Origin of the sequence: Trueperella bernardiae (assembly GCF_001469025.1) — a bacterium.
Lineage (GTDB): Bacteria > Actinomycetota > Actinomycetes > Actinomycetales > Actinomycetaceae > Trueperella > Trueperella bernardiae.
The window spans coordinates 179305-200870 of record NZ_LNIZ01000002.1 but is presented as its reverse complement, the minus strand read 5'-3'; the positions used below and the strand labels follow the sequence as shown (position 1 = coordinate 200870).

Here is a 21566-nt window from a genome sequence, read left to right as displayed (position 1 = left end):
TAAGCGAACATGACACTTGAGACCGAACGACTACTCTTGCGCCAATGGGAAGAACGCGACGCAACCGACCTCTTCCACTACGCCAGCGCCCCCGCCATAGGTCCGATGGCCGGGTGGCCACCGCATAAGAGCGTTGAGGAAAGCCTCGGAATCATCAGAAACTTCCTGGACGGCCCGGAGGCGTATGCCATGTGCCTGAAAGATGACGGCAGACTTATCGGATCTATCGAACTCAAGGTCGACAGCAAGGACACACCCGCCGACGAGTGCAACCTCGGCTTTTGGATCGGCCAACCGTACTGGGGCCGTGGGCTCACACCGGAAGCCGCCCGGGAGATTCTTCGCCACGCCTTTGAAGACATCGGCATCACTAAGGTCTGGTGCAGGTTCTACGACGGCAACACCCAGTCAAAGCGCGTCCAGGAAAAGCTCGGCTTCGTGCATGTTGAGACTCTCCACGACGTCGACATCCCGCGGTTACACGAGAAGCGAACCGTTCACGTCAACGCGATGACCAGGGACGCATGGCTTGCACGACAGCGACGCGCCTGACGGCGCCGGGGCTGCGGTAAATTGGCGCCGCCCGGGCGATATCCGCTATTCTGATCAAGCCTGGAGATGTGGCTGAGTGGTCGAAAGCGCTCCCCTGCTAAGGGAGTAGCCGTGGAAACGTGGCTCGCGGGTTCAAATCCCGCCATCTCCGCCCAGCGCCCGGAAACCGCGCGAAATCAACGTTTCCGGGCTTTTCCTTGTCCGCGAATGACTAAACAATTTCGGGCCTTGCCACGCCCTCGCAAGCTAGCCCTCAAAGACCCGGACTTTCCGTGTCCTAGCAACGAAAAATCCAAGTATTAGACCCACATTTTGCCTATTAAACCAAGGCTCTGATACCCAATCGAGCGAGCCACTTAACAACAGTGGACGATTTTGACGCCATGACCTCATATAGGAAAGATGGCGCCAAAATCGTCCAGTGAATTTAATTGGCTCTTCCCAATTAGGGGTGAGGCTTGGGATCCGCCGGGCCGGACGCCGATAATCCGTGCCGCCGGCCCACGCGCTGCCCGACACCGGCCCCAGGTCGTGCCCGGTACCGGCTGCGGCCGACACAACTCGTGAACCTAAGATCCGCCAGGCCTCTACAGAAATTGCCAGCCGGTATATTCACGAGTTCTGCCGAATACCCTCGATCGAGAAGATCCCTAGATAGATAACTGCAACCCAGTGGTTGCATGCTTGTGTGATAAGGAGGCTCGCCATAGGCATCTATGACCAGCTCGGGATCGACGTCACCGCCCCGGCACACTCAGCTCAATCGAGATGTATACCCAGCTTCGCCAGGTCACGACATGACTTGTGGAAATCCGCAAGGAGCGCGAGATGCGCCAGGAAGATCTGGCCAAGGAGCTGATAATCTCCCACCAGGAGGCGGCGAAAATCGAAGATCCGCGCAACAGCTCGAAAATGTCCACCCTCATCGGATACGCTCTTGCGGTCGGCGCCGGATTGACATCCAGGTCCACAAGGACGACACCCATTCTTGCGGCCCCGCGAACGACCCCAAGCGCGCTCGCTCCGGCGTAAAAACTCGTGAGCCTGAGAGCAAGACCGCCGGTTTTCCCGACGAAAACTCTCAGACTCACGAGTTAGCAACAGCGCCCGTTAGTTCAGCTCCACCTTCTGGTTCCACGAGCGGCGCGACAACCACAGGAACACCACGATCATGATCGCCATGCCAACGAACATGCCGAGCGGCATCACTTCGCTGTCCGGGTCGGCGGCGATGAGCTGCGCCATGCCATAGTGGACGAACTCGGGGGCCCCGCCCCTCTCGATCATCGACATGTCGAGCCCGAACGGCACTGCCGCCAGCGAGATCACCGCCGCCACCTGCCACGCGATCCATGCCACGATCGCGACGACGATCGGCCCGCCCGCGCCCATCCGGCCGAAGCGCCCCTCGCTTCCCACGGTGGCGACGAACGTGAAGAACACCGGCCACATGAAGAACACTCCGATGAGCAACAGTGGGATGACCAGCCCATACAGCACCGGGACCGGGACCACCTGGCCCGCATTCCGCAGCACCTCACCCACAACGGCGAACAGGTTCGGATCGGGATCGAAGAAGGCGGCGCCGAGCGTCGTGCCTACGACGAACCACACGAGCGCAAGCAGCAGGAAGTCGATCACCAGCGCCACGGCGGTCACAATCATCGCCCACCCCAGCTTCGTCCAGTAGATCGTGGAGCCCTTGACCGGGATCGCGTGCGTCAGATAGCCCTCCGAGCGGAAGCTGGAGCGCCAAAAGTCCACAGCCAGGATGATCTGCAGGGCCGGGACCAGCACGATCACCGGCAGCAGGCCGAGCACCACGCCGAATTCATTAAGAACCGGGATGCGAAACGCCATGAGCGCACACCCGAGCGCGATGGTGGCGAGGGCGGCGCCGACCACGACTCCGATAATCCCGCGCGTACGGATAAATTCATGCTTGAGCAGTTTGCCGATCATCGGTACACCTTTCGGAAGAGCTGGTCGATGCTGAGGCCGTGTTCGGAACGGAGGTCGTCGGCGTCGCCGGTCATGGTGATCTGGCCGTGGCGCATGAAGACGACCGTGTCGAGAGCCGGCTCGAGGTCGTGGACGAGGTGGGTGGACATGACGAGGAGCGAGTCGGATTCGAGGTTGTCGAGGATCGCTTGGAGGATGCCTTCGCGGGCGGCGGGGTCGACGCCGCTGATGGGCTCGTCGAGTAGGTAGAGCTTCGCGCGGCGCGACATCGTCAGCGAGACCTGCACCTTTTCCCTCATGCCCTTCGACATCTCCGACAGCTTCATCGACTCATTCAGCCCAAAGTTGCCGATCATGTCGAGGGCGCGGGCGCGGTCGAAGTCCGCGAAGAGGTCGTCGTAAAGGTCGAGGCAGTAGCGCACGGCGAGCTTGCGCGGCAGGAATTCGCTGTCGGGCAGGAACGCGGTGACTGCCTTGGTCTCCGGCCCGGGCGCGTTGCCGAGCACACGCACCTCGCCGCTGTAGCCGGCGTTGACGCCGGCGATGGTCTTGAGCAGCGTGGTCTTGCCGCAACCGTTTTCGCCGAGGAGCCCGACGATGCGGCCGGCCTCCAGGTCCAGGTTGACGTCGGCGAGCGCCTGGACGTCGCCGTAGCTCTTGCGCAGGTCGCGGATGTGGAGCAGCGGTTCACGCTCGTTCATGGGTTATCTCCCTTCGGGGTTGAGGTCGTAGCTGTGCCAACTCGAGGTGATGAGCTGCTGTGCTTGTTCGTGGGTGAGGCCGAGGCCGCGGGCTGCGCGGATGTAGTCGTCGGCCGACAATTGGGCGAGTTCGATGCGCAGGGCGTCGACCCGTTCGGCGCTGTCGGTGATGAATCTGCCGGCCGTGCGCTCGGTGCGGCACAGCTCGCGGCGTTCGAGTTCGGCGAGTGCGCGCTGGGCGGTGTTGGGGTTGACCCCGAGCTCCGCCGCGAGTTCCCGCACGGAAGGCACGCGCGCGCCCGGCGCCCATGCGCCGCTAACGATCCGGCGGGTGAATTCGTCCACCAGCTGCATCCAAATCGGGATTCCGGCTTCGAAGTCCACGTACACCACCTTCCTTTGTGTTGCTGTATTACGCACATAATACACCGACACAGTTACGCAGGGCAAGGCCCTCTTCACGACGACGGTCGGCCCATTTCACTGCGCTGGGCTCAGCTCACACCCACCCGGCGTGGGCAACTGGTGAATTTGGGACCGAAAGGACCGATTTTGGCAACGAGAGCTTCCAGACTCACCGGTTAGCAACACGAGCCCGACAGGTCACCCCTCGGGCACTGGCCGGGCTGGACAAGCCAGGGCGGCGGGCACTGGCGCCCGCCACCGCAACAGGAACACGTGCTAGTCGGCCCGCGTGCGATCCTCCCACGCGGTCTCGATCAGTTCGCGCAACACGGATTCGTCAAGCTCGTCAAAGGCTGGCAGCACAATCGCATTCCGCCCAAACGGCACCGACCCCAGCCTGGCCAGGATCGGCGCGTAGTACTCGGAGTAGCGGCGCAGCACGAGCACCAGCTTCGTGCCCCGACGGGAAAACCCGATCTCGAACCCATCCGGCGACGACTCATCCACACACACCGGCACCTTCTCCCCGAACCCGATGACGGACGGCCCCCACATCACGGCTTCGTGCCCCGTCACGGACTTCAGCAGCCCGTACAGTGCCCGCGCGTCCGCCTGTAGCTCGGCGGGGAATCGGTCCACGACCTCACAGGGGTCCAGCCGGGTCTGCGCCTCCATGCCGATCCCTCCTTCGTTTGGCCTCCTGCCGGCATTCTATCGGCCGCGCCCGCCCAAGTGGCGGGTGCCACCTTGCCCCTTCCGCACGACGCCGCCCGCCCGGCTCCCCGCCCCACCCCGCTTTCACGTCACCAACCCGGCAACCACGCCCACCCCCGTTTCACGTCACGCAAAGCCTTTTCTCGTCACTCAAATCGCGGATTTAGGTGACGAGAACACACTTTGCGTGTGCCGAAACGGCGATAGCCCGCGCGAGGGCGAACACCGGCCTCGACGTCGTCGTTGATAACAATTCGGTAACATCTTGATATTGAGACAATCCGCCGGCGAAAACCTTCCTAGGATGGCACCAAGCCCCCGAGGACACAACGTCGTGCCCTCGGGCATCGCTTCACCGCCGCACCAGGCCAGCCGCACAAAACCCACCAAGAGAGGTCGTCATGAGCACGCCGAATCTCATCAAAGACTCCCCCATTTCCGCAGGTTCCCAAGACCACCACGACGAAACGATCATGCCCCAAGGCCACCCCTGGCTGCGCCACCTCGGCGGGCTGGCGGCCGGCGTCGTGGCCGGGCTGATCGTCTACTTCATCTTCCCCAAAGAGCTCTCCGCCTCCCTGCTCGAGCAATTCGCCGCGAAGGAGATGGATACCAGTGCCACCAACATCGCCATCACCGCGGGCATCGCGGTCATGATGGGCGTGTGGTGGATGACCGAAGCGATCCCGCTGGCCGCCACCGCGCTCGTGCCCGTCACGCTCTTCCCCATCTTCGGGATCATGAGCTTCAAGGAGGCCGGCGGCGCCTACGCCTCCTCCACGATCTTCCTGTTCATGGGCGGGTTCTTCCTCGCGCTCGCCATGCAACGGTGGAACTTCCACCGGCGGCTCGCGCTCACCATCGTGCGGGCGATCGGCACGAAGCCCACGCGGCTCGTGCTCGGGTTCATGGTGGCCACCGGCTTCCTCTCGATGTGGGTGTCGAATACCGCGACCGCCGTCATGATGCTGCCGATCGGCATCTCCGTGCTCTCCACGATCGGGCATGTCGGCGACGACGACGGCCCCCGCCTGTCCAACTTCGGCACCGCGCTCATGCTGGGGATCGCGTACGCGGCGTCGATCGCGTCGCTGTCCACGCTGATCGGCACGCCGCCAAATGCGCTGCTGCGCGGGTACCTGCAGGACACGCATGACATCACGCTGTCGTTCGGCAAGTGGATGCTCTTCGCCACCCCGATGGCCTGGCTGTTCCTGCTGGTGGCCTGGCAGCTGCTGGTGCGGGTGTACAAGCCCGAGGTGAGCGAGATCCCCGGCGGTAAGGAGCTCATCGAGCGCGAGCTGCGCGACATGGGGCCAATGTCCGCACAGGAGAAGATCGTTGGCCTGATCTTCGTGGCCGCCGCTGCCGCCTGGATCATCATCCCCACCTTCTGGCCCGACGGCCCCATCTCCGACTCCACGATCGCCATGATCCTCGCGATGGTCCTCTTTATTACGCCGGCCAAGCCGAGCGAGGGCGTGGCAATCCTGGATTGGGAGACCGCCAAGCACATCCCGTGGGACGTGCTTCTGCTGTTCGGTGGCGGCCTGTCACTGTCTGCAGCGTTCGGGAGCTCGGGGCTGTCGGTGTGGATTGGCGAGGTGGCCGGGTCGATGGCCGGGCTGCCCACGATCATCATCATCGCCGGCGTGGCCGCGATCGTCATCTTCCTCACCGAAATGACGTCCAACACCGCCACCGCCGCGGCCTTCCTGCCGATCATCGGCGCCGTGGCGATCGGCATGGGCGTGGACGTGCAGCTGCTCGTGATCCCGGTGGCCCTCGCCGCCACCTGCGCCTTCATGCTTCCCGTGGCCACTCCGCCGAACGCGATCGCCTACGGCTCGGGCTACATCTCCATCGCACAGATGGTCAAGGCCGGCCTGTGGCTCAACATCCTCGGCATCGTGATGATCACGGTGTGGACGCTGGTGTTCGGGCCGATGCTGCTGGGCTTCAGCCTGTAGGCGGGCGGCCGGCGCGGGCGGGGCCACAGCTCCGGGCGGAGGACGCGGGGCCGGTTTCGCCGGCCCAGAGCCCCGTTCCGACGGCGCGGTCGGCGCGCGTCCGATCCCGGGTTTCGCAGGCCCGGCTCACCGCCCGCCTCGCCTCCGCTTTCGGTTTCACGTCACGCAAAGTGTTTTCTCGTCACTCAAATCAGGGGTTTACGTGACGAGAAAACACTTTGCGTGTGTCGAAACGGTGGGGCTGACCGCCGCACGCAACCTCGGGCCAGCAGGCGGCACGTAATCAAGACCACGCCGGCCCAAGTGGCATCTCGCGGGTTTGGCGCGTAAAGTAAACGCTGTTCAAGAGAACAAAGCGCCCGTAGCTCAACGGATAGAGCGTCTGACTACGGATCAGAAGGTTGGGGGTTCGAGTCCCTCCGGGCGCGCACATCGGCTCAGTGGTTGATCTAGAATCCCGCTGAGCCGTTTGTTTTGCCGAAACTAGGCTTAGGCTTATCGGCCAGATTGCATCTGATTTCGGGCTATTTTTCGTTGCTACAAAGCCAAAAGTAGGAGTTAGATTCGGCCTAACTTGAGTTCGGGTTTATAGGCCAGACTGGGCTTACCGGGCTCTTCCCAAGTAGCAACTGGGCCGGCTGCCCGGATTATCGGCGCCCTAGCAGGCCCCGCGTACCCAGTGCCAAGGCCCGGCCGACAGAACTCGTGAAAATACCGGCTACCGATCGCTATAGGCACCAGGTCGACCTCAGGTTCACGACTTGTGACGGGCCCAGCCTGTGCCAGGCGCGAATTGGGCCGGCTACCCGGATTATCGGCGCCCTGCTCGGTGGGCCTCGCCCTACACCTTTAATTGGGAAGAGCCGCTTGCGGACGCTGGCCCGAGTACCGGCCTCCACTCAATCTTTCCGGGACGATCTGATTCACATCTGCGCATGTGTGCAGACGTGGCCGAAATCGTCCCGCAAGCACCTCGCCGTCCTTCAGCCTTGGCGCGGCTCCCCTTCGGCCAGTTGCCACCGCCGGCCCAGGTACCCATTCAAGCCCACCAACAGCAGTGCGATGAACCCCACCATGGCCAGCCCGCCCGCCAACCCACGGGTCTCAAACGCGGTCTGCTTCCCGTAGAACATAAAGCCGGTGGCCAGGCCAACCAGTACGTCAAGGACGTAGCGCCAGCGCGCCGGCACCCGCCGCACGTGGCGAGCGGACAGCCCGCCCAGCGCCTGCCCAAGCAACCTCCTCTACAGGAAGTGCGCCCGCAGTTCCTCCGCACTCACGGCCGACAGCTCCCCGAGCGTCACATCAAACGCGGTGATCGCCCCGGTCTGCCCGCCGGCGGCCTTCCGGGCCACTGCCCGCGCGAAGGCCACGAGCACCGACCCCGTGAATTCGGGATTCGACCCAAGTTCGAGGCTGAACGTGACTGTGGCGGCGACGTCGTCGTCCGTCATCCCCGTGCGGATCACCTGGCCGCCGTGCGGCATGCCGGCGTGGTCGGCGGCGAGTTCGGCGGCGGTGAGGAAGGTGACGGTGGTGTCGTAGTCGGCGAAGTAGTTCGGCATCTCAACGATGGCGCGCTCGATGGCGGCGCGGTCGGCGCCCTCCTCGGCCACCACGTAGCACGCGCGCTTGTGCATGGTGCGCGGGGTGAGGTCGACGTCGCGGTGCTCCTTGACCGCCGCGACCGTCGCCTCGACGGGGACCGTGTACTGCTTGGCGTCAACAACGCCGGGGATGCGGCGGATCGCGTCCGAATGCCCTTGCGAGACACCGGGCCCCCAGAACGTGGTGGTGGCACCGGTGGGGAGGACGGCGTCACCGAGCACGCGCAGCATCGAGAACAGGCCCGGGTCCCAGCCGGCGGAGATCAGGGCGAGGGTGCCGGCGGCGCGGGCGGCGTCGTCGAGCGCGGTGAAGTGGGCGGGGATGTTGGCGTGGGTGTCGAAGGAGTCGACCGTGTTGAACAGCGCGGCGACGGCGGGGCCTTGGACGGCGAGGTCGGTGGCGGAGCCGCCGCAGTTCACGACGACGTCGAGCCGGCCCACGTACTCCTCCATGCGGTCGACGTGCACGACGGGCGTGCCGAGGGTGGTGACGGTGGCGGGGTCGCGGCGAGTAAAGACGACGACGCCCTCCACGCCCGGTTGGCGGCCGAGCGCCAGTTCCACGCCGCGGCCCAGATTGCCGTACCCATTGATGCCTACACGAATCATGAGCCCCTCTTTCGCTGGTGAACTAGTGCCTAGTGTGGCAAAACTGCGAGCGGAAGAGAAGGGCGGGTCACGGAGCGGACGGCGGGGTCGGGTGCGAGGGGCGGGAGGGATAGCCGGATTGGCTTCCTGCTCCGTCCCGACACCCTGCTCGCCCAGCCTCCCCGTGAGCTCGGAACCAAAACCTACGAGGTGCTCGCATTTGGCAGATGCTTGCCGATGTATCCGATATAGATCTTTCCTGTCACCGCCGTTGCGTCATGGAAATGCATTCGCGGCGCAATTTGATCGTTCGTTGCGATTTTGGTGTGCGCTCCCGTGAAAACCCGCTCCGAAAGATCGATTTGAGCGGGCACCTTGAAAGTCCTCTTATCTCTGAAACCGGTGTTGGTCCGGCTCGTCTTGCTCTCGTTCGCGGCAAAAGTAGCCGAAGGGAATTTCGTTCCGGTTGCCGTGTCACTTTCAAGATACTCTTTGGACCCTCCATATTCGATACGCGTCCGGAAGCTCCTCGTTGAACGCATCGGCCGCGTTCGCTGCGACCACGTAAACGGCCGCAATTCCCGTCATTTCCTTGGTCAGAGATGAAACAATCTGCTTCCAACCGTCACGATAATTCTGATTGGGTTCGACCGCCACGACAACGGACGCGACGCGATCGGGCGCACTGATCGCGTCGTGAGCGCGGCTAACGTCTATCTCGTCCACGAGGAGAGGCTCAGCAGTGAGTTCTGTGGCCCCATCTGTGATTCGATATGCCCCCAAAATCATGGAAGAAAGCCCCGGCGGGGCTACCTTCCTGATCCCGTCTGACGTTTTGGCAGTTTTCCACTGTGCTCCGGCGGCTCCCAAGCTGTTTCGGCCACGATTGTCTGGCGGTATTCGCGGATCCGAGGCAGGCTCGCCGCGTAGAGCGACACCGTAAACTTGCCGTTCTCGTTCTCCTTGGTGAGCCGGTAGAACCCTCGTCGGCTTGAATCGGCATCGTCTGCGTGATGATAGACCCTCAACGTGGAGTTTTGCCCCAGCTGGTGGGCGCCTGTGCCCTTCCAATCAGCACGGACCCGCGTTTGGTTCCGTCCCTTCGTCTTCTTGTCCAACCAGCGATGCAACTGCTCCTCAGCTACAGTCACGGCATCCTCGCCGTCCTGCAACCGCATGATCGCCCGGTAACCGACTACCATGGCACAACCTCCTTGTCGTTGTCTGTTGGTGCCAGCGTACTTCCCGCCTCCGACAATTTTTGGAAGTCGCTTCGCCAAATAGATCCCACCTCGATATCGAGATATTTCGAGGTGCAATTACCCCCGCTCGCGCGGGGAAGAGCCGCGGTCGCCAGTGATGAGTGTGATGAAGTTGGAATTACCCCCGCTCGCGCGGGGAAGAGGAAGTCAAAGCATCGGCTGGCCCGGCTCAGCTGGAATTACCCCCGCTCGCGCGGGGAAGAGCGCGCCGAGGATGGCAGAGCGGCCATGCGCCGGGAATTACCCCCGCTCGCGCGGGGAAGAGCGGGGCGCGTCCCCGTTTAAGCGCATGATGTGGGAATTACCCCCGCTCGCGCGGGGAAGAGCGGGTGCCGGTCGCTCCGCGCCCTCAAAATCGGGAATTACCCCCGCTCGCGCGGGGAAGAGGCACCATTCGGGTAGTAAAGGGCCGCCATACCGGAATTACCCCCGCTCGCGCGGGGAAGAGTGAGGGCAACGAGGACGAATGACCGTCATCGCGGAATTACCCCCGCTCGCGCGGGGAAGAGTGCGTGTGCGTACTCGGCGGGTGATACTAGTAGGAATTACCCCCGCTCGCGCGGGGAAGAGTACCCCCGCCACCGCTAGATCCCTATAGGCCTGGAATTACCCCCGCTCGCGCGGGGAAGAGCCGCTCGGAATCTTTCTGGAATTGCTGGGAACGGAATTACCCCCGCTCGCGCGGGGAAGAGATTCTTGCCGCGCGCAGGGACGAGCTCGGGATGGAATTACCCCCGCTCGCGCGGGGAAGAGCGGCTTGGAACGCTGACAGTGCGTTCGAGAAAGGAATTACCCCCGCTCGCGCGGGGAAGAGACCATCCCACCTGTGGTTTTACTGAAGCAGGCCTCCCTTTGACCCGTTTTCCCGGTCCAGAATGGGCGGCTCGGACTGCGAGCCGTCGTCGTCAAGCACGCCGGTCACGGTGGAGCTCAAAAGAATCCCATCCATGTCCATAATCATACGGGTGGGTTCGCCGAATGTCTGGACGCTGAAGCCTTGCTCCATCGCCGTGTCGCTACTAATCGCGACGATTCGTCCCTCCCCGGCTCCTTCGCGGCAGCGGCCGACGAGGTTGTCCCTCACCACGGGCGACACCTTGCCAACGTACGTGCCTACGTCCACCTCTGACAGGAATCGGCTGAGGTAGCCGTGGAGGTGATCTGGGATGGAGGTCGCGGTGATAACGATGAACACTAGTCGGCCCCGTACTGCGTGTGACCGGCTACCTCGTGGTTTCTCCCGCCGATCAGCCGGTCGTCGTCGCGGCTTGGAAGGTGGGGCGAGAGGATTTCCATGAGCGTGGCCAGCATCCCCTCGAGCACGCGCTCGCCGACCAGCGCCGAGCGCAGCTCGCGCCGAATCTCCGCCAGCGCCTCGAGGTCGTGGGCGTGCTTGAACACGATCGGGATCGAGAGCGACGGCTTGTACGTGTCCGCGAGGTCGAACAGCAGCGAGCGCTGGTCTCCCCGGTGTATGACGCCGAGCGCCGGGCTCACGCCGATCGCCGCGCACGCAGCTGCCGCGCACCCATACAGAATGGAGTTCGCCAGGTTCAACCCCGCGTTCACGTTGTCCTTCGCCGTGGTGTCCCGGTGGAAGCCCGGCACCTTGTATCGTTTCGCCAGGTCGCGGTAGAGGTTGCGCATTGTGCGCCCCTCCATGCCGCGCATGACGGCGATGCTCATGCCGTCGACGTCGTCGAGCCCGAACTGCTTCTTGTACAGGATCTTCGCGGCGTCACGCTGGCGTGCCTCGTTGGAGACCAGCCGTGCCTGCGCGATGGCCCACTTCGACGACGTCGTCAGCGGCGTTGCGACCGTGTACGAGGTGAGCCCTCCCCCGCCTCCGAAGATGACCGTGGCACCCGCCCGGGCGCAGGACGTCATTGCCGCGTGGGAGATGCTCGTTCCCGGCCCGAGGACGATGACGGCAATTTCTGCCACGGGTATCTGGATCGTGTGGGCGATGTTCTCGCCTTCCTCGCTGCTGTACGCTACGACACCGGTCCGATCCTGCCGGATGGTCGCGTACTCGAGATATAGGTAGGAGATGCGATCCTCGAGGCGAATCTGGTGATTCACTGGGATCGTCGCAAACGCAAGTGCCTCGTCCGAATATGCCATCACCGCCTACCCCAAGAATCCTGCGTGATCATAGTATTTCTCGGCGTTCGTAAGCGCCCAGTATCCGGCAAGCACGGACGTCGATTCTGCGAGCGACACGAGATCACTCTCGATCCCCTCCAGCTTCGAGTTGCCGGGAATCGGCATCGACGCCCGCAGCGCCCGCTTCACGCTCTCCTTGTCGCTCCCGCGCAGACATTGAAGCGCCTCAAGCGACTCAGGCCAGGCGCCGGGCACGACGCTCGGATCGCCCACGCACACCACCATCAGCCTTTCGGTCTCCACCAGGCGAGTTCCGTTGGCGAAATCATCCGTCGCATCCTTCGTGCCCGTGAGCCCAGAGAACATCCCGAGCGACGGCTCTCCGCTCAAGATCTCATCCAGATCGACGCGCGCATTCTTGCCGGCGCTCTTCCGAAGGGCGGCCTTTGCCGCTTCGTTGATCGCCGATTCGCGGTTGGGGTCGATGTCGGAGAAGCGGAAGGCCGTGGCGTCGATAAAGCCCTGGCAGTCGTCCGGGATTCTCAGCTGCTCGTGCGAGGAGAGCCAGTTCCACACCCGCCCCAGCTCTCCGGCCATGTACGGCAAAACCAGCCCGGAGTATCTTTCGTCGTCATCGTCCCCCGCAACGCGCACCACCCACATCGGCAGCCGTTCGACCCCCGGGAGCCGCTGGCTCCTTCGCGGGTCGGTGCGCCGCCACGCGCGGCCGGCTCGCTGTATCAACGACGGTGCCGGAGCCAGCTCGGTGCGCAGCAGATCCAGGTCGATGTCGAGCGAGGCCTCGATCGCCTGAGTGCCCACCACAAAAACGGCCTGCCCCTCACCCTCCGGACCGAGGAGGTGCTCGAGCCGCTCGGCGTTACGTCTCCGGTGCTCGGCAGTCATCCGTGAATGGAGCAGGATGGTGTCCCCCGCGTTCTCGAGCGCCTTCGCCACCTCGCGCGCGTGCGCGACTCGGTTGCAGATGATTCCGATCCGCGCACGCGGGTAACGCTCACGCATCCGGCTCGCCCAGCGCACGTGTGATTCGGGCACCTGATCGATCGTCTCCTCCGAGCGCTGGATGTCCAGCACCGCCTCCCTCGCTGCGGGCTCTGAGCGCAACAGCTGGCCGCTCGTCGTGAGTGTCTCGATCGACGGAAAGTGCGCGTCCGGCAACTCGCCGGGGGCGCCGTAATGCGCGAGCAGCGTCTCGCGCTGCCACGACGGCATGGTCGCCGTCAGGAACGTGACCCGCGCGTTCGTCGCCTTGAGCCACGACACGATCGGGCGGAGAAGCTCCGTCTGATACAGGTCGAGGGTGTGGACCTCGTCGACGACGACGTGCGCGTTCGCCAGCGCCAGCAATCGCAGGTGCGTCCATTTGCGGGGCAACGCCCCGAGCAACGCCTGATCGACGGTTCCCACGCACACCGGTGCTAGCAACCGCGCGCTGCGGCTCTTGACGAAGTCAGTGGGATAGAGGCCTCCACCGTCGGAATACCGCTCCGACTCTGGCCCCTTCTCCACCGTCACCGGCGTGGCATAGAAGTCCTCGACGGAGGCCAGGCCGTGGGCGAGCGCCGCCACGTTCGGCGTCCCCTCGTAGAACTTCTGGATCCTCCGCATGAGCGCGTTCGACGTCGCCTGTGTGGGCAAGAGGAAAATGAGCCGCTCGTTTGCGCTCGCGTGCCGCAGCATCGCCGCCTCGGTCTTGCCGCCGCCCGTCGGGGTCATGACGCTGAGCAGGCCGTCGCCCACCTCACCAGCGATGGCCTGAATCTGCCGCGGCTCGTGCCCGCCGAGGATCGCCGCCCGCGCCGCCTCCGGGCTCCCCCATCCGCGGTAGATGCCTACCGTCGCGTCGATGTGGGCGAGCGCTTCACGACGCCGTCGCTCCAGCCACGCCCTCGGATCCGTCAGGCTGAGCTCGCCCGTACCCCGTGCCGCGCTGCCTGCCGCCACGAAGGCCTCTTGGGAGGCGATGCGGTCGGCCAGGACGGTCAAACCCGAGAGCAGGATTGTCTCGGTCGCGCCGTGCCGCGAATCCGCATCGGGAAAACCCTGACCCGTTGCCTCGCACAGCGCATCGAGTAGATCGCGGCGTATCGTGTTCCAAGGCTCCGACAAGACGTGACTGATGTAGCGCCTTCGATCGGTATTCCTGCGCAGCTCTTCTCCCGGCAGGGAGTAACGCCCATGGTGACCGAGCGCCGGGATAACCCTCCAGTACCTCGCCGCCGAGAAGTTCTCATCGAGGATCGCACCCTGTAAGGAGAGGGCGCCTACCCGCTCATGCCGGCGATAGTCACGCTTGCCGGCACGCTTCAGAATAGCTTGGGGGTTATCGAATGACACCCCCTCCTCCGCCTCGAGCTGCCGCCGAACAGCGTCAATGCGTGGACCTGCCATTCTCGGCTGGTATTGGAATTCCTCGGACGCCTTGCCCAGGTCATGGCACCCGACCAGGAGTTCCACCACGCCGCGCGCGGCCTCCTCGGACTCCCCCGGCGCCAGAGCACGCGCGAGAAGTTCCCGGAGCCCGGGCCTCAGCCAGTGATCGAACAACGCGCCGGCGACAGCCGCGGAATCTAAGAGGTGGGCGAGCAGCGGGTACGTCGTGCCCTCCCCATCGAGCTTTGCCCACACCCGCTCGTGCGTCTTCATTCGCTTACCTCAGCGGCTGCACCGACAGCAATCCGCACCCGTAGGACTTGGCCCGGCCCACTCCCTTGAGCACAAGCTCCTGCAGGCCCTCGGGCGAAGAGACTTCCGCGACCCCGTCGATCGTGTCGACCTGCACCACGTGCGTGGCGCTCGGCGTCTTACCCCTCCGATCCCCTCCGAGAACCGCCCTGGTGTGGTTCACGATTGTCACGTTCGTCAGGCCGCTTTCGAGCTTGCTCGCGAGCCACTCGGGAACGCCCACCTCGCCGTCCGTAGCCTCCATCGGCACGGGGCTCACCCCGCCCGTTCCCTTTCGCCTCACCGCATTGATCGCAACACGGAAGCGGACGGGCGTCCCCGCCGCTATCTGCTGGATCTCCACTTCCTTGATCTGGAGGCCGTCGACGCCGTCGAGGTTCTCCGGCCGCACGCGCGACTGGACGAGGAAGTATGGAGCCTGCCCCGGGATCAGGTCGAGGCGGAACAGAATATTGTTTGTGGAACGCGGCTTGGTTCCTTCAAACTCAGGGAAGAGCGCCATGACGGCACGGTGCCGAAATACCGGATCGTTGATGTCCCAGCCGCGCGCCGGCTTATGAACATGCGGGCGCCGAAGCGCTGAATGAACCGGATATTTTGCAAGAAATACCTTCTCGGACACGGCATTCCCCTTTCTCTACGGTAACCTGCAGGAGGTGCCTCCTCGCACGCGCGGGGGTATTTCCATTTACGGACGACGGCGCCTCTCTTCCCCGCGAAAGCGGGGGTACTGTCAACACAATAACACACCCAAAATATATGTGGAACATTTATGGACGACGGTCAATACCTGTGTTACGCTTTCTTCATCTACAGGAGGAGGTCCTATGGGTGACAACGCGCTTTCCGAGGTTGCATGGATCCATCGTCAGGATGGTCGCGCCACCGTGAGAGACACGCTGCTCAACGCACACAAACCCGATTGCAAGCTTGACCTGTCCTTGCCCGGGTTCGCGGTGTCGAGCCAGCTACGCATCCTCACGCATGTGCTCGCCGTCACCTTTCGACACCTCGAACACACCTCAGGTGAGGCGCGGTACAAACAGGTTATTCACATCCTTGAAAATGGCATTCCCGCAGGCGCGGTCGATGGCGCGATCGCGGATCTCGACGCGGGAGCCCACCTTTTCAACCCGGTTCACCCCTTTCTCCAGCGGCCACCCCTTCCGGAGCAGAAGAAGAATGACACGGGCCGGCGCATCGGCCCAAACAACGATCCCGTCACAAAGCTGCTACCCAGCAAGCTGTCTGAAGAAGGTAAGGACTTCTGGAACCTTGGCTTCGCCGGGACGGGTAGACTTCCCCTCCACGAGGCGGTTCTGCACATCGCAGTTTTCTACTGCTTTTATCCAGCGGAGAACACTCGCTACGACGGCGACAAGTGCGAGATGGGCGCACCCGGCTTCCGCTTTGTCGGCAAAGACAACACGGCAACCGAAGTTGTGTGGTGGGGAGAGACGCTTCTCGAAACTCTGTTCTACATGACCCCCAGCTCATGGGTGGCAGGCGCGGGCCTCCCCGCATGGGCAGACAGGACGGGCACTCAGTCACAGGAAGACAATGACATGCACCCTCTGTGGAAGGCGTCGTGGTCATCTAACTCCGCTGTGTGCTGCTGGGAGGAGGGCGAGCTTGCCGGCGTCAGGAGGGGCGGCGTCCCGAGCAACTGGCTCCCTCGCGGAGTTGCGAAAGGTACAGGTAAGGAAGCTAAGGATAGCCGTAAAGCATGGTGGGATCTTCGCAACCTGTCCGATCCTTTCTACCTCTATCGCGACGGCAAGATGGTTCGCGTCGACTTCGGCCGTGACGCCACTCAGCTCGCGGTCGAGTGGGCGGCTAACCTCAACATATCGCTCGCCAGGGAACACGCCCGGACGTCGATCCTCATCCCAGGTAGCACGTTGCTAGCATCTGACCCTCGCCTCATGTTCATCCGCCATCAGATTGGGGGCGAGCCAGGGTCTTTATCTATCCGTGCGTCGTCAGTCTTCATGCCCGACGACTCGGTGTGGTCGTTCAACTTGGGCGAGGAGTTCGTCGAGGCTGTTGCCGACGAGGCCAAGTTCATTCAGTCCCTCCTCAAATTCGTGGTCGCGCCCTTCCGCCGGTCCGGAGTCGGGGACAGGCAAGCCGCCGCGAAAAACCAGGTACCCAACGTCCTCGACCCTCTCAAGAACCAGCGCGCCGACGCCGCGAGCGCCTTCTGGCGTTCGATCCACGACGTCTACGCAGACCTGATTGCTGCCACCCAGGACGGTCTGGAGATTCCTCCGGAGGTGTATTGGCGGGGGCGCGACGCCGCGCTGGCGGCGTTCGATTTCGTCACCACGCCACACATTGGTCAATACCCCGCGCAGATCTCGCACTCCCGTTCACGGCTCGACTCCTTGTTGAGAGGGCTCGTGAACCAAAGGATTTCCCCAGTCAATGCGTCTGAAGGAGACGATGATGAGTAACGATAACGAAAAGGCGTGGCAACACTACATACGCGCATTGGCGTTGCCAGCTGGCGATTCGCGAGCTCGTTCCACCAAGGAGATCGCGTCGGTACGCAGGGGATTGACTGCCGGAACGGAGGTTTATGCCTACCCCTTCGTTCTCCCGCACGTGCCCGCGGACGCCTCGCGGCAGACCGAGCAGGCCCTCCTCCGCGGAGCCTCCCTGGTCGCCGAGTTCAAGGACTCCATCCCCGCGTTCACCCCGAGCGCGGATTCCGACGGGCGCTATCCGCGTCGTAGTTTCGGCCAGTGGGCCGGCATGGTTGCGCACAACAACCGCGAACTTCTGGATCCGAACTCTCCCGGAATGATCGGCAACCGTCTGGCCTACATTCACACACAGTCTCTCGACGAGGCCGCCATGACGATTCGCCGGATCCTCCTCGTTGCCTCCCGTGGCAGCGAGCGGGCGCCAGCCATTGACTACGTCGATCTCGTTGCCACCTTGGTGTACTGGGGGCGCGGCCTTACCCAAGCCTCTCGTGAACGCCGTCTGCGAATCATCCGCGATTTCTATCGCCCACAACGGCAAGAACCTGCCGACCCCACCACCACATCACAAGCTCAGAACTAAGGAACTTAGGAGAATCATGTCCCGTAACCTCACGCTCCACATTGTTGCGTCCGTGCCCTATTCAAACCTTAATCGCGACGACTCCGGCACCCCGAAGCGAGTCGTCCAGGGCGGCGCCCTCCGTGCATTGCACTCCTCGCAGGCGATTAAGCGCGGCATCCGCACCATGTACGAGGAGGCGAGCCTGGTGACGTCTGTTCGATCGGGCCAGCTTGTCGCCGAGATCGTCGACCGCGCAAAGACCCTCGGTTCCGGCCTCGACGAGAAAGCGCTGACGAAGGCGGCGACCGACATCGTCGGAACCCTGACGAAGAAGGAAAGCGCGGCTGGCGACGGCGCAAGCGATAACGCCGTTACCGAATCCGATCGCTCCATCTGGATGAGCAGCGAGGAGATCGAGGCTGCTGCTGCTGCGGCGGTCGCTGGCCAGACAGACGGCGACTTCATCAAGGACGGGGTCACGGGATCGCTGGCCATCGCGGCTTTCGGACGCATGTTTGCCAACGCTCCCGCAAAGAACACCGAGGCCGCGATTGCGGTCTCTCCCGCAGTCACCACGCATGCTGCAACCATCGACACCGACTACTTCTCCACGGTCGACGACCTGCGCGAGCGCAAGAATGACTTGGGCGCCACCTTCCTCGGCGTTTTCCAGTTCACTAACGGCGTGTTCTACCGGAGCGTCACCATAGATAAGGACCAGCTGAAGAAGAGCTGGACCGGGTGGGACCGGGACGACGCCGCAGCAAACCTCAAGGAGCTCGTCAACGCGATCATCTACGGTCAGCCGCGCGGCAAGGTGAACGCCACGGCTCCTTACATCCAGCCGGCCCTCATCCTCGCTGAGGAACAGCGTTATCGTGTAGCCTACGACTTCGAGACCCCGGTCGACGCCGATGGCACAACCGGCGGCTACCTCACCCCGACTATCGACACGCTCGCCGCACAGTTCGCACAGGCGCGGAAGTTCGACGCCGATAACTTTGGGCCCCTCGAGGTCCTCTCGGGCACCTCGGAGCATCTCGATGAAGCGTTCGACACGCTCACGCCCGTGTCGAAGAACGATCTGATCGACGCCGTCGTGAACTGGACCCGGGCATGACCACGTCCTTCTACGTCCGGCTCGCCGGCCCGCTGCAGTCTTGGGCCGGCGCGTCGGTGACCGGAAACATCGTCCACACGGAGCTCGAGCCAACGAGGTCCGGCCTTGTCGGCCTCCTCGCCGGAGCCTGCGGATATTACCGAGGCGAATGGCCCAGCTGGTTGGATGACCTGGTGTTCATCGTCCGCAACGACAACCGCGGCATGCTCACTGACGACTTCCAAACCATCAATCCCCCCACGGTGGAAAAAGAATTCAAACGAGGACTATCCATCGCACTTGGTAGGAGCATTCGCGCTAAGGACGCCCTCACTCATACACCCGCCGGACCCACTAAGAAAGGGGCTCGCACCGCAGTCATCACACGAACCTACATCGCAAACGGCGAGTTCCTTGTGCAAATCACGAGCAACGAGCACGTCGACCAGATTCGGGAAGCTCTGAAGAACCCTGTGTTCACCAGCTACTTGGGGAGGAAGGCGTTCGCGCCCACGTTCCCCTTTGTCCTTGGCGAAGGTAGCCCGGCCGCCCTTGCGAAGATTCCCGTCTACCGCCCGCACGATCGGAGCGGGGCGCCCTCGGCGCGGCTGCAGCTCAAGCACCTTGCCCCCGGGGTTCCGCCGCTGGCCGAGATTACCACGGTCCCAACCGTGCGTAGCCGAGGCGAGTGGCTAGACGCGGTGAGGTCAATGCTCAATCCGCTCTAGCGACACCCGAAACTATCGGCCTCGGGTTTGCGTCCGTGCGCCGATCGGATACAAAGAACGGCACCCTTGAAACTTCGGTGGGGTGCCGTTCTGTCGCGCCTCCTCGCGGGCATATGGATGGCCCTCGTATGGGCGTAGTCGAAGCTCCCCTCGATGGGGGTGCTGGACAAGCGCGAGCACCCTCGTGAGCGAGAACCGCCGTTCAAGCTGTTCTAACAGTCGTGGATCAGCAACGCCATACGGCTCTGCCTCACTCACAAACTTGTTTCGCAACGTCTGGGCGCCTGGAATAAGGTACGATTTCCACTTACCGAGCGCACCCATCACTTGCATTCCCCTATGGTGTAGCCACGGAGAATCCCACGCACCTCGCTACCGCTGATCAATCCACGAGCCTGACATGGCAGCGCCTGATCAGCGAAGGGATCCTCCTCCACCTGCCCTGCCAGCTAGCTGGCCGCCTTCGCGAACACGAAAGCCTCGGGAAGCTCGTCCGCTTGCGCGCGGCTGAAGCCGCCCTTGAGTAGCCCTGTCACGTCTTCCACCCCTCAGGATGTCCGGTTACCCCAGTATGCCTCCCCACCTTTCCGCCAAAACAGGAGTGTGGACAACCGGGCCCGACCCCAAGTTGTTTGCAAGTTGTTTAAACAACTTCGAAACAACTTGCGACCCCCTCGCCACCCCGAGACACCCATAAAACCGCGCTATCTCGCGGAAAACAAAGGTTACGTCCTTTAGTGTGGTGTATCTGGACCCGGGACTGGCCGCGTGCCAACGTGTGTAGTGGCGGTCATCGCGGGTACCTTTCGAATCAACTTCCAATTCTCCTCGAAAGGATACAATCACGATGACCGCCGATCCCCATCATATCGACAACACTGCTTATCTTGAAGAGTTACTGACCCAGGCCTCGCCTGACTTGATGCGGCAGATGCTTGCCGACTTCATCAACCAGATCCTGTCTGCCCAGGCAGACAGCGTATGCGGGGCCTCCTATGCCACGGTCTCACCCGAGCGCACCAACAGCCGTAATGGTTACTGTCACCGCCAGCTCGATACCTGCCTGGGCAGTATCGATGTAGCTATCCCCAAGCTACGCATGGGCTCGTTCTTCCCTGACTGGCTCTTAGAGCGCCGTAGCCGCACCGAGCGGGCCCTGACCAGTGTCATTGCCATTTGCTACCTCAAAGGGGTCTCTACCAGGCGTATGAACGACCTGGTAAGCACGCTCGGTATTGACAACCTATTGAAGTCCCAGGTCTCGCAGATGGCCAAGGAACTCGATGACACCGTTGAAGACTTCCGCACCCGACCACTAGACAACGGGCCCTACTACTTCATCGCCTGCGATGCCTTGTCGATAAAGGTCCGTGAAGGGGGCCGAGTGGTTAAGACCAGCGTGCTGCTCGCGACCGGGGTCAACGCCGAAGGCTACCGGGAGTTGCTGGGCATGCAGGTGACCACCAGTGAATCTATCACCTCCTGGACGGGGTTCTTCCGTGACCTCCTCGCCCGCGGGCTGAGCGGGGTGTTCATGGTCACCAGTGATGCTCACATGGGCATCCAAGCCGCGGTCAGTGAGTGCCTGCCCCAGGCGAGCTGGCAGCGGTGCCGGACCCATTTTTCTAAGAACCTGTCCTCCATGGTCTCTAAGACCCAGTGGCCGACCCTGTCAGCGATGTTCCACACCATTTTCGCCCAGCCTGACAAGGAGACCGTGTGGCACCAGGCGAGGGAGGTAGTCAACTTTTGTCAGGCCAGGTTCCCCGACGTGGCTGACAAGCTTGAAGAGAGCCTTGATGACCTGCTGGCCTTCACCGCCGCCCCGAAGGCGGTATGGACCAAGATCTGGTCCAATAACCCCACCGAAAGGCTCAACCGTGAGATCAGGCGCCGCACGGACGTGGTAGGGATCTTCCCCAACCGTGACTCCATCACCCGCCTGGTTGGGGCGGTCCTAGCCGAGCAACACGATGAGTGGATCCAACAAAACCACTACATGTCCCTCACCAGCCTCGAGCAGGTCAAGCTCACCATCGCCACCAACACCATCGACCACGACACCATCGAAGCCCACCCCAAGGAAATCACCGCCTAACCACCCAACAACCA

At 63.0% G+C, this 21566-nt stretch carries 20 protein-coding genes, 2 tRNA genes and 1 CRISPR repeat array; of the genes, 10 read left to right on the top strand and 12 right to left on the bottom strand.

Annotation, left to right across the window (positions count from 1 at the left end; translation table 11 throughout):
• Positions 1-9: 9 nt before the first annotated feature.
• The 3 genes from AQZ59_RS02865 (at position 10) to AQZ59_RS02855 (ending at position 1584) form a co-directional block, all read left to right on the top strand.
• A complete protein-coding gene (locus tag AQZ59_RS02865) occupies positions 10-552 on the top strand; it encodes a GNAT family N-acetyltransferase (protein ID WP_062612971.1) in 543 nt (180 codons plus the stop codon).
• A gap of 62 nt (positions 553-614) precedes the next feature.
• Positions 615-703 (top strand) — tRNA-Ser (locus AQZ59_RS02860).
• Positions 704-1380: 677 nt separating this feature from the next.
• Complete coding sequence (locus tag AQZ59_RS02855) at positions 1381-1584, top strand: hypothetical protein (protein ID WP_062612969.1); 204 nt, start codon at positions 1381-1383, stop codon at positions 1582-1584.
• A gap of 78 nt (positions 1585-1662) precedes the next feature.
• Here the strand turns inward: AQZ59_RS02855 and AQZ59_RS02850 are convergent, their stop codons facing one another.
• The 4 genes from AQZ59_RS02850 to AQZ59_RS02835 form a co-directional block, all read right to left on the bottom strand.
• Positions 1663-2514, bottom strand: a complete 852-nt coding sequence (locus AQZ59_RS02850; RefSeq protein ID WP_062612967.1) for a hypothetical protein — start codon at positions 2512-2514, stop codon at positions 1663-1665.
• On the bottom strand, positions 2511-3215 hold the full coding sequence (locus AQZ59_RS02845) for an ATP-binding cassette domain-containing protein (protein WP_062612965.1): 705 nt from the start codon (positions 3213-3215) through the stop codon (positions 2511-2513). The genes AQZ59_RS02850 and AQZ59_RS02845 overlap by 4 nt, the downstream gene beginning before the upstream one ends.
• Before the next feature lie 3 nt (positions 3216-3218).
• Positions 3219-3599 carry a GntR family transcriptional regulator gene (locus AQZ59_RS02840; RefSeq protein ID WP_062613162.1) on the bottom strand — a complete coding sequence of 127 codons (381 nt, stop codon included), beginning with the start codon at positions 3597-3599 and terminating at the stop codon, positions 3219-3221.
• A 297-nt stretch (positions 3600-3896) separates the two neighbouring features.
• Complete coding sequence (locus tag AQZ59_RS02835; protein WP_062612963.1) at positions 3897-4295, bottom strand: hypothetical protein; 399 nt, start codon at positions 4293-4295, stop codon at positions 3897-3899.
• 440 nt (positions 4296-4735) lie between these two features.
• Here AQZ59_RS02835 and AQZ59_RS02830 point away from each other — a divergent pair, with 440 nt between their 5' ends.
• Positions 4736-6304: an SLC13 family permease gene (locus tag AQZ59_RS02830; protein WP_062612961.1), complete on the top strand. Its 1569-nt coding sequence runs from the start codon at positions 4736-4738 to the stop codon at positions 6302-6304.
• 355 nt (positions 6305-6659) lie between these two features.
• A tRNA-Arg gene (locus AQZ59_RS02825) sits at positions 6660-6732 on the top strand.
• Positions 6733-7287: 555 nt separating this feature from the next.
• Here the strand turns inward: AQZ59_RS02825 and AQZ59_RS02820 are convergent.
• From AQZ59_RS02820 to AQZ59_RS02785, 8 genes are all read right to left on the bottom strand, one after another.
• Entirely contained in the window at positions 7288-7542 is a 255-nt protein-coding gene (locus tag AQZ59_RS02820) for a hypothetical protein (RefSeq protein WP_062612960.1), read from the bottom strand.
• A 6-nt stretch (positions 7543-7548) separates the two neighbouring features.
• Entirely contained in the window at positions 7549-8520 is a 972-nt protein-coding gene (locus AQZ59_RS02815; RefSeq protein ID WP_062612959.1) for a diaminopimelate dehydrogenase, read from the bottom strand.
• Positions 8521-8979: 459 nt separating this feature from the next.
• Positions 8980-9225: a hypothetical protein gene (locus AQZ59_RS02810; RefSeq protein ID WP_143602176.1), complete on the bottom strand. Its 246-nt coding sequence runs from the start codon at positions 9223-9225 to the stop codon at positions 8980-8982.
• 83 nt (positions 9226-9308) lie between these two features.
• Positions 9309-9701, bottom strand: a complete 393-nt coding sequence (locus AQZ59_RS02805; protein WP_062612956.1) for a hypothetical protein — start codon at positions 9699-9701, stop codon at positions 9309-9311.
• 113 nt (positions 9702-9814) lie between these two features.
• Positions 9815-10575: direct repeats of the CRISPR family, unit length 29 nt; unit sequence GGAATTACCCCCGCTCGCGCGGGGAAGAG.
• 18 nt (positions 10576-10593) lie between these two features.
• The gene (cas2e, locus tag AQZ59_RS02800) at positions 10594-10956 is read right to left on the bottom strand and encodes a type I-E CRISPR-associated endoribonuclease Cas2e (protein WP_068539473.1); all 363 of its coding nucleotides are present in this window, start codon (positions 10954-10956) and stop codon (positions 10594-10596) included.
• Complete coding sequence (cas1e, locus tag AQZ59_RS02795; RefSeq protein WP_236698646.1) at positions 10956-11843, bottom strand: type I-E CRISPR-associated endonuclease Cas1e; 888 nt, start codon at positions 11841-11843, stop codon at positions 10956-10958. Before cas1e ends, cas2e begins: the two co-directional genes overlap by 1 nt.
• 48 nt (positions 11844-11891) lie before the next feature.
• The gene (locus tag AQZ59_RS02790) at positions 11892-14534 is read right to left on the bottom strand and encodes a CRISPR-associated helicase/endonuclease Cas3 (RefSeq protein ID WP_062612949.1); all 2643 of its coding nucleotides are present in this window, start codon (positions 14532-14534) and stop codon (positions 11892-11894) included.
• Between the two features lie 4 nt (positions 14535-14538).
• A complete protein-coding gene (locus tag AQZ59_RS02785) occupies positions 14539-15195 on the bottom strand; it encodes a type I-E CRISPR-associated protein Cas6/Cse3/CasE (RefSeq protein ID WP_068539469.1) in 657 nt (218 codons plus the stop codon).
• Positions 15196-15400: 205 nt separating this feature from the next.
• Between AQZ59_RS02785 and AQZ59_RS02780 the strand changes: the two genes are divergently transcribed.
• From AQZ59_RS02780 to AQZ59_RS02760, 5 genes are all read left to right on the top strand, one after another.
• Positions 15401-17029: a type I-E CRISPR-associated protein Cse1/CasA gene (locus tag AQZ59_RS02780; RefSeq protein ID WP_062612946.1), complete on the top strand. Its 1629-nt coding sequence runs from the start codon at positions 15401-15403 to the stop codon at positions 17027-17029.
• Complete coding sequence (gene casB / locus AQZ59_RS02775; protein WP_160326861.1) at positions 17019-17645, top strand: type I-E CRISPR-associated protein Cse2/CasB; 627 nt, start codon at positions 17019-17021, stop codon at positions 17643-17645. Before AQZ59_RS02780 ends, casB begins: the two co-directional genes overlap by 11 nt.
• A 16-nt stretch (positions 17646-17661) precedes the next feature.
• Positions 17662-18747 carry a type I-E CRISPR-associated protein Cas7/Cse4/CasC gene (gene cas7e, locus AQZ59_RS02770; protein ID WP_062612943.1) on the top strand — a complete coding sequence of 362 codons (1086 nt, stop codon included), beginning with the start codon at positions 17662-17664 and terminating at the stop codon, positions 18745-18747.
• Complete coding sequence (gene cas5e, locus AQZ59_RS02765) at positions 18744-19454, top strand: type I-E CRISPR-associated protein Cas5/CasD (RefSeq protein WP_062612941.1); 711 nt, start codon at positions 18744-18746, stop codon at positions 19452-19454. The genes cas7e and cas5e overlap by 4 nt, the downstream gene beginning before the upstream one ends.
• Positions 19455-20301: 847 nt before the next feature.
• The gene (locus tag AQZ59_RS02760; protein WP_062612940.1) at positions 20302-21552 is read left to right on the top strand and encodes an IS256 family transposase; all 1251 of its coding nucleotides are present in this window, start codon (positions 20302-20304) and stop codon (positions 21550-21552) included.
• Positions 21553-21566: the final 14 nt, after the last annotated feature.

Coding starts and splice junctions, on each gene's coding strand:
- AQZ59_RS02865 (WP_062612971.1), top strand. CDS start 10: ATGACACTTGAGACCGAACGACTACTCTTGCGCCAATGGGAAGAACGC.
- AQZ59_RS02855 (WP_062612969.1), top strand. CDS start 1,381: ATGCGCCAGGAAGATCTGGCCAAGGAGCTGATAATCTCCCACCAGGAG.
- AQZ59_RS02850 (WP_062612967.1), bottom strand. CDS start 2,514: ATGATCGGCAAACTGCTCAAGCATGAATTTATCCGTACGCGCGGGATT.
- AQZ59_RS02845 (WP_062612965.1), bottom strand. CDS start 3,215: ATGAACGAGCGTGAACCGCTGCTCCACATCCGCGACCTGCGCAAGAGC.
- AQZ59_RS02835 (WP_062612963.1), bottom strand. CDS start 4,295: ATGGAGGCGCAGACCCGGCTGGACCCCTGTGAGGTCGTGGACCGATTC.
- AQZ59_RS02830 (WP_062612961.1), top strand. CDS start 4,736: ATGAGCACGCCGAATCTCATCAAAGACTCCCCCATTTCCGCAGGTTCC.
- AQZ59_RS02815 (WP_062612959.1), bottom strand. CDS start 8,520: ATGATTCGTGTAGGCATCAATGGGTACGGCAATCTGGGCCGCGGCGTG.
- AQZ59_RS02805 (WP_062612956.1), bottom strand. CDS start 9,701: ATGGTAGTCGGTTACCGGGCGATCATGCGGTTGCAGGACGGCGAGGAT.
- AQZ59_RS02790 (WP_062612949.1), bottom strand. CDS start 14,534: ATGAAGACGCACGAGCGGGTGTGGGCAAAGCTCGATGGGGAGGGCACG.
- AQZ59_RS02780 (WP_062612946.1), top strand. CDS start 15,401: ATGGGTGACAACGCGCTTTCCGAGGTTGCATGGATCCATCGTCAGGAT.
- casB (WP_160326861.1), top strand. CDS start 17,019: ATGATGAGTAACGATAACGAAAAGGCGTGGCAACACTACATACGCGCA.
- cas7e (WP_062612943.1), top strand. CDS start 17,662: ATGTCCCGTAACCTCACGCTCCACATTGTTGCGTCCGTGCCCTATTCA.
- cas5e (WP_062612941.1), top strand. CDS start 18,744: ATGACCACGTCCTTCTACGTCCGGCTCGCCGGCCCGCTGCAGTCTTGG.
- AQZ59_RS02760 (WP_062612940.1), top strand. CDS start 20,302: ATGACCGCCGATCCCCATCATATCGACAACACTGCTTATCTTGAAGAG.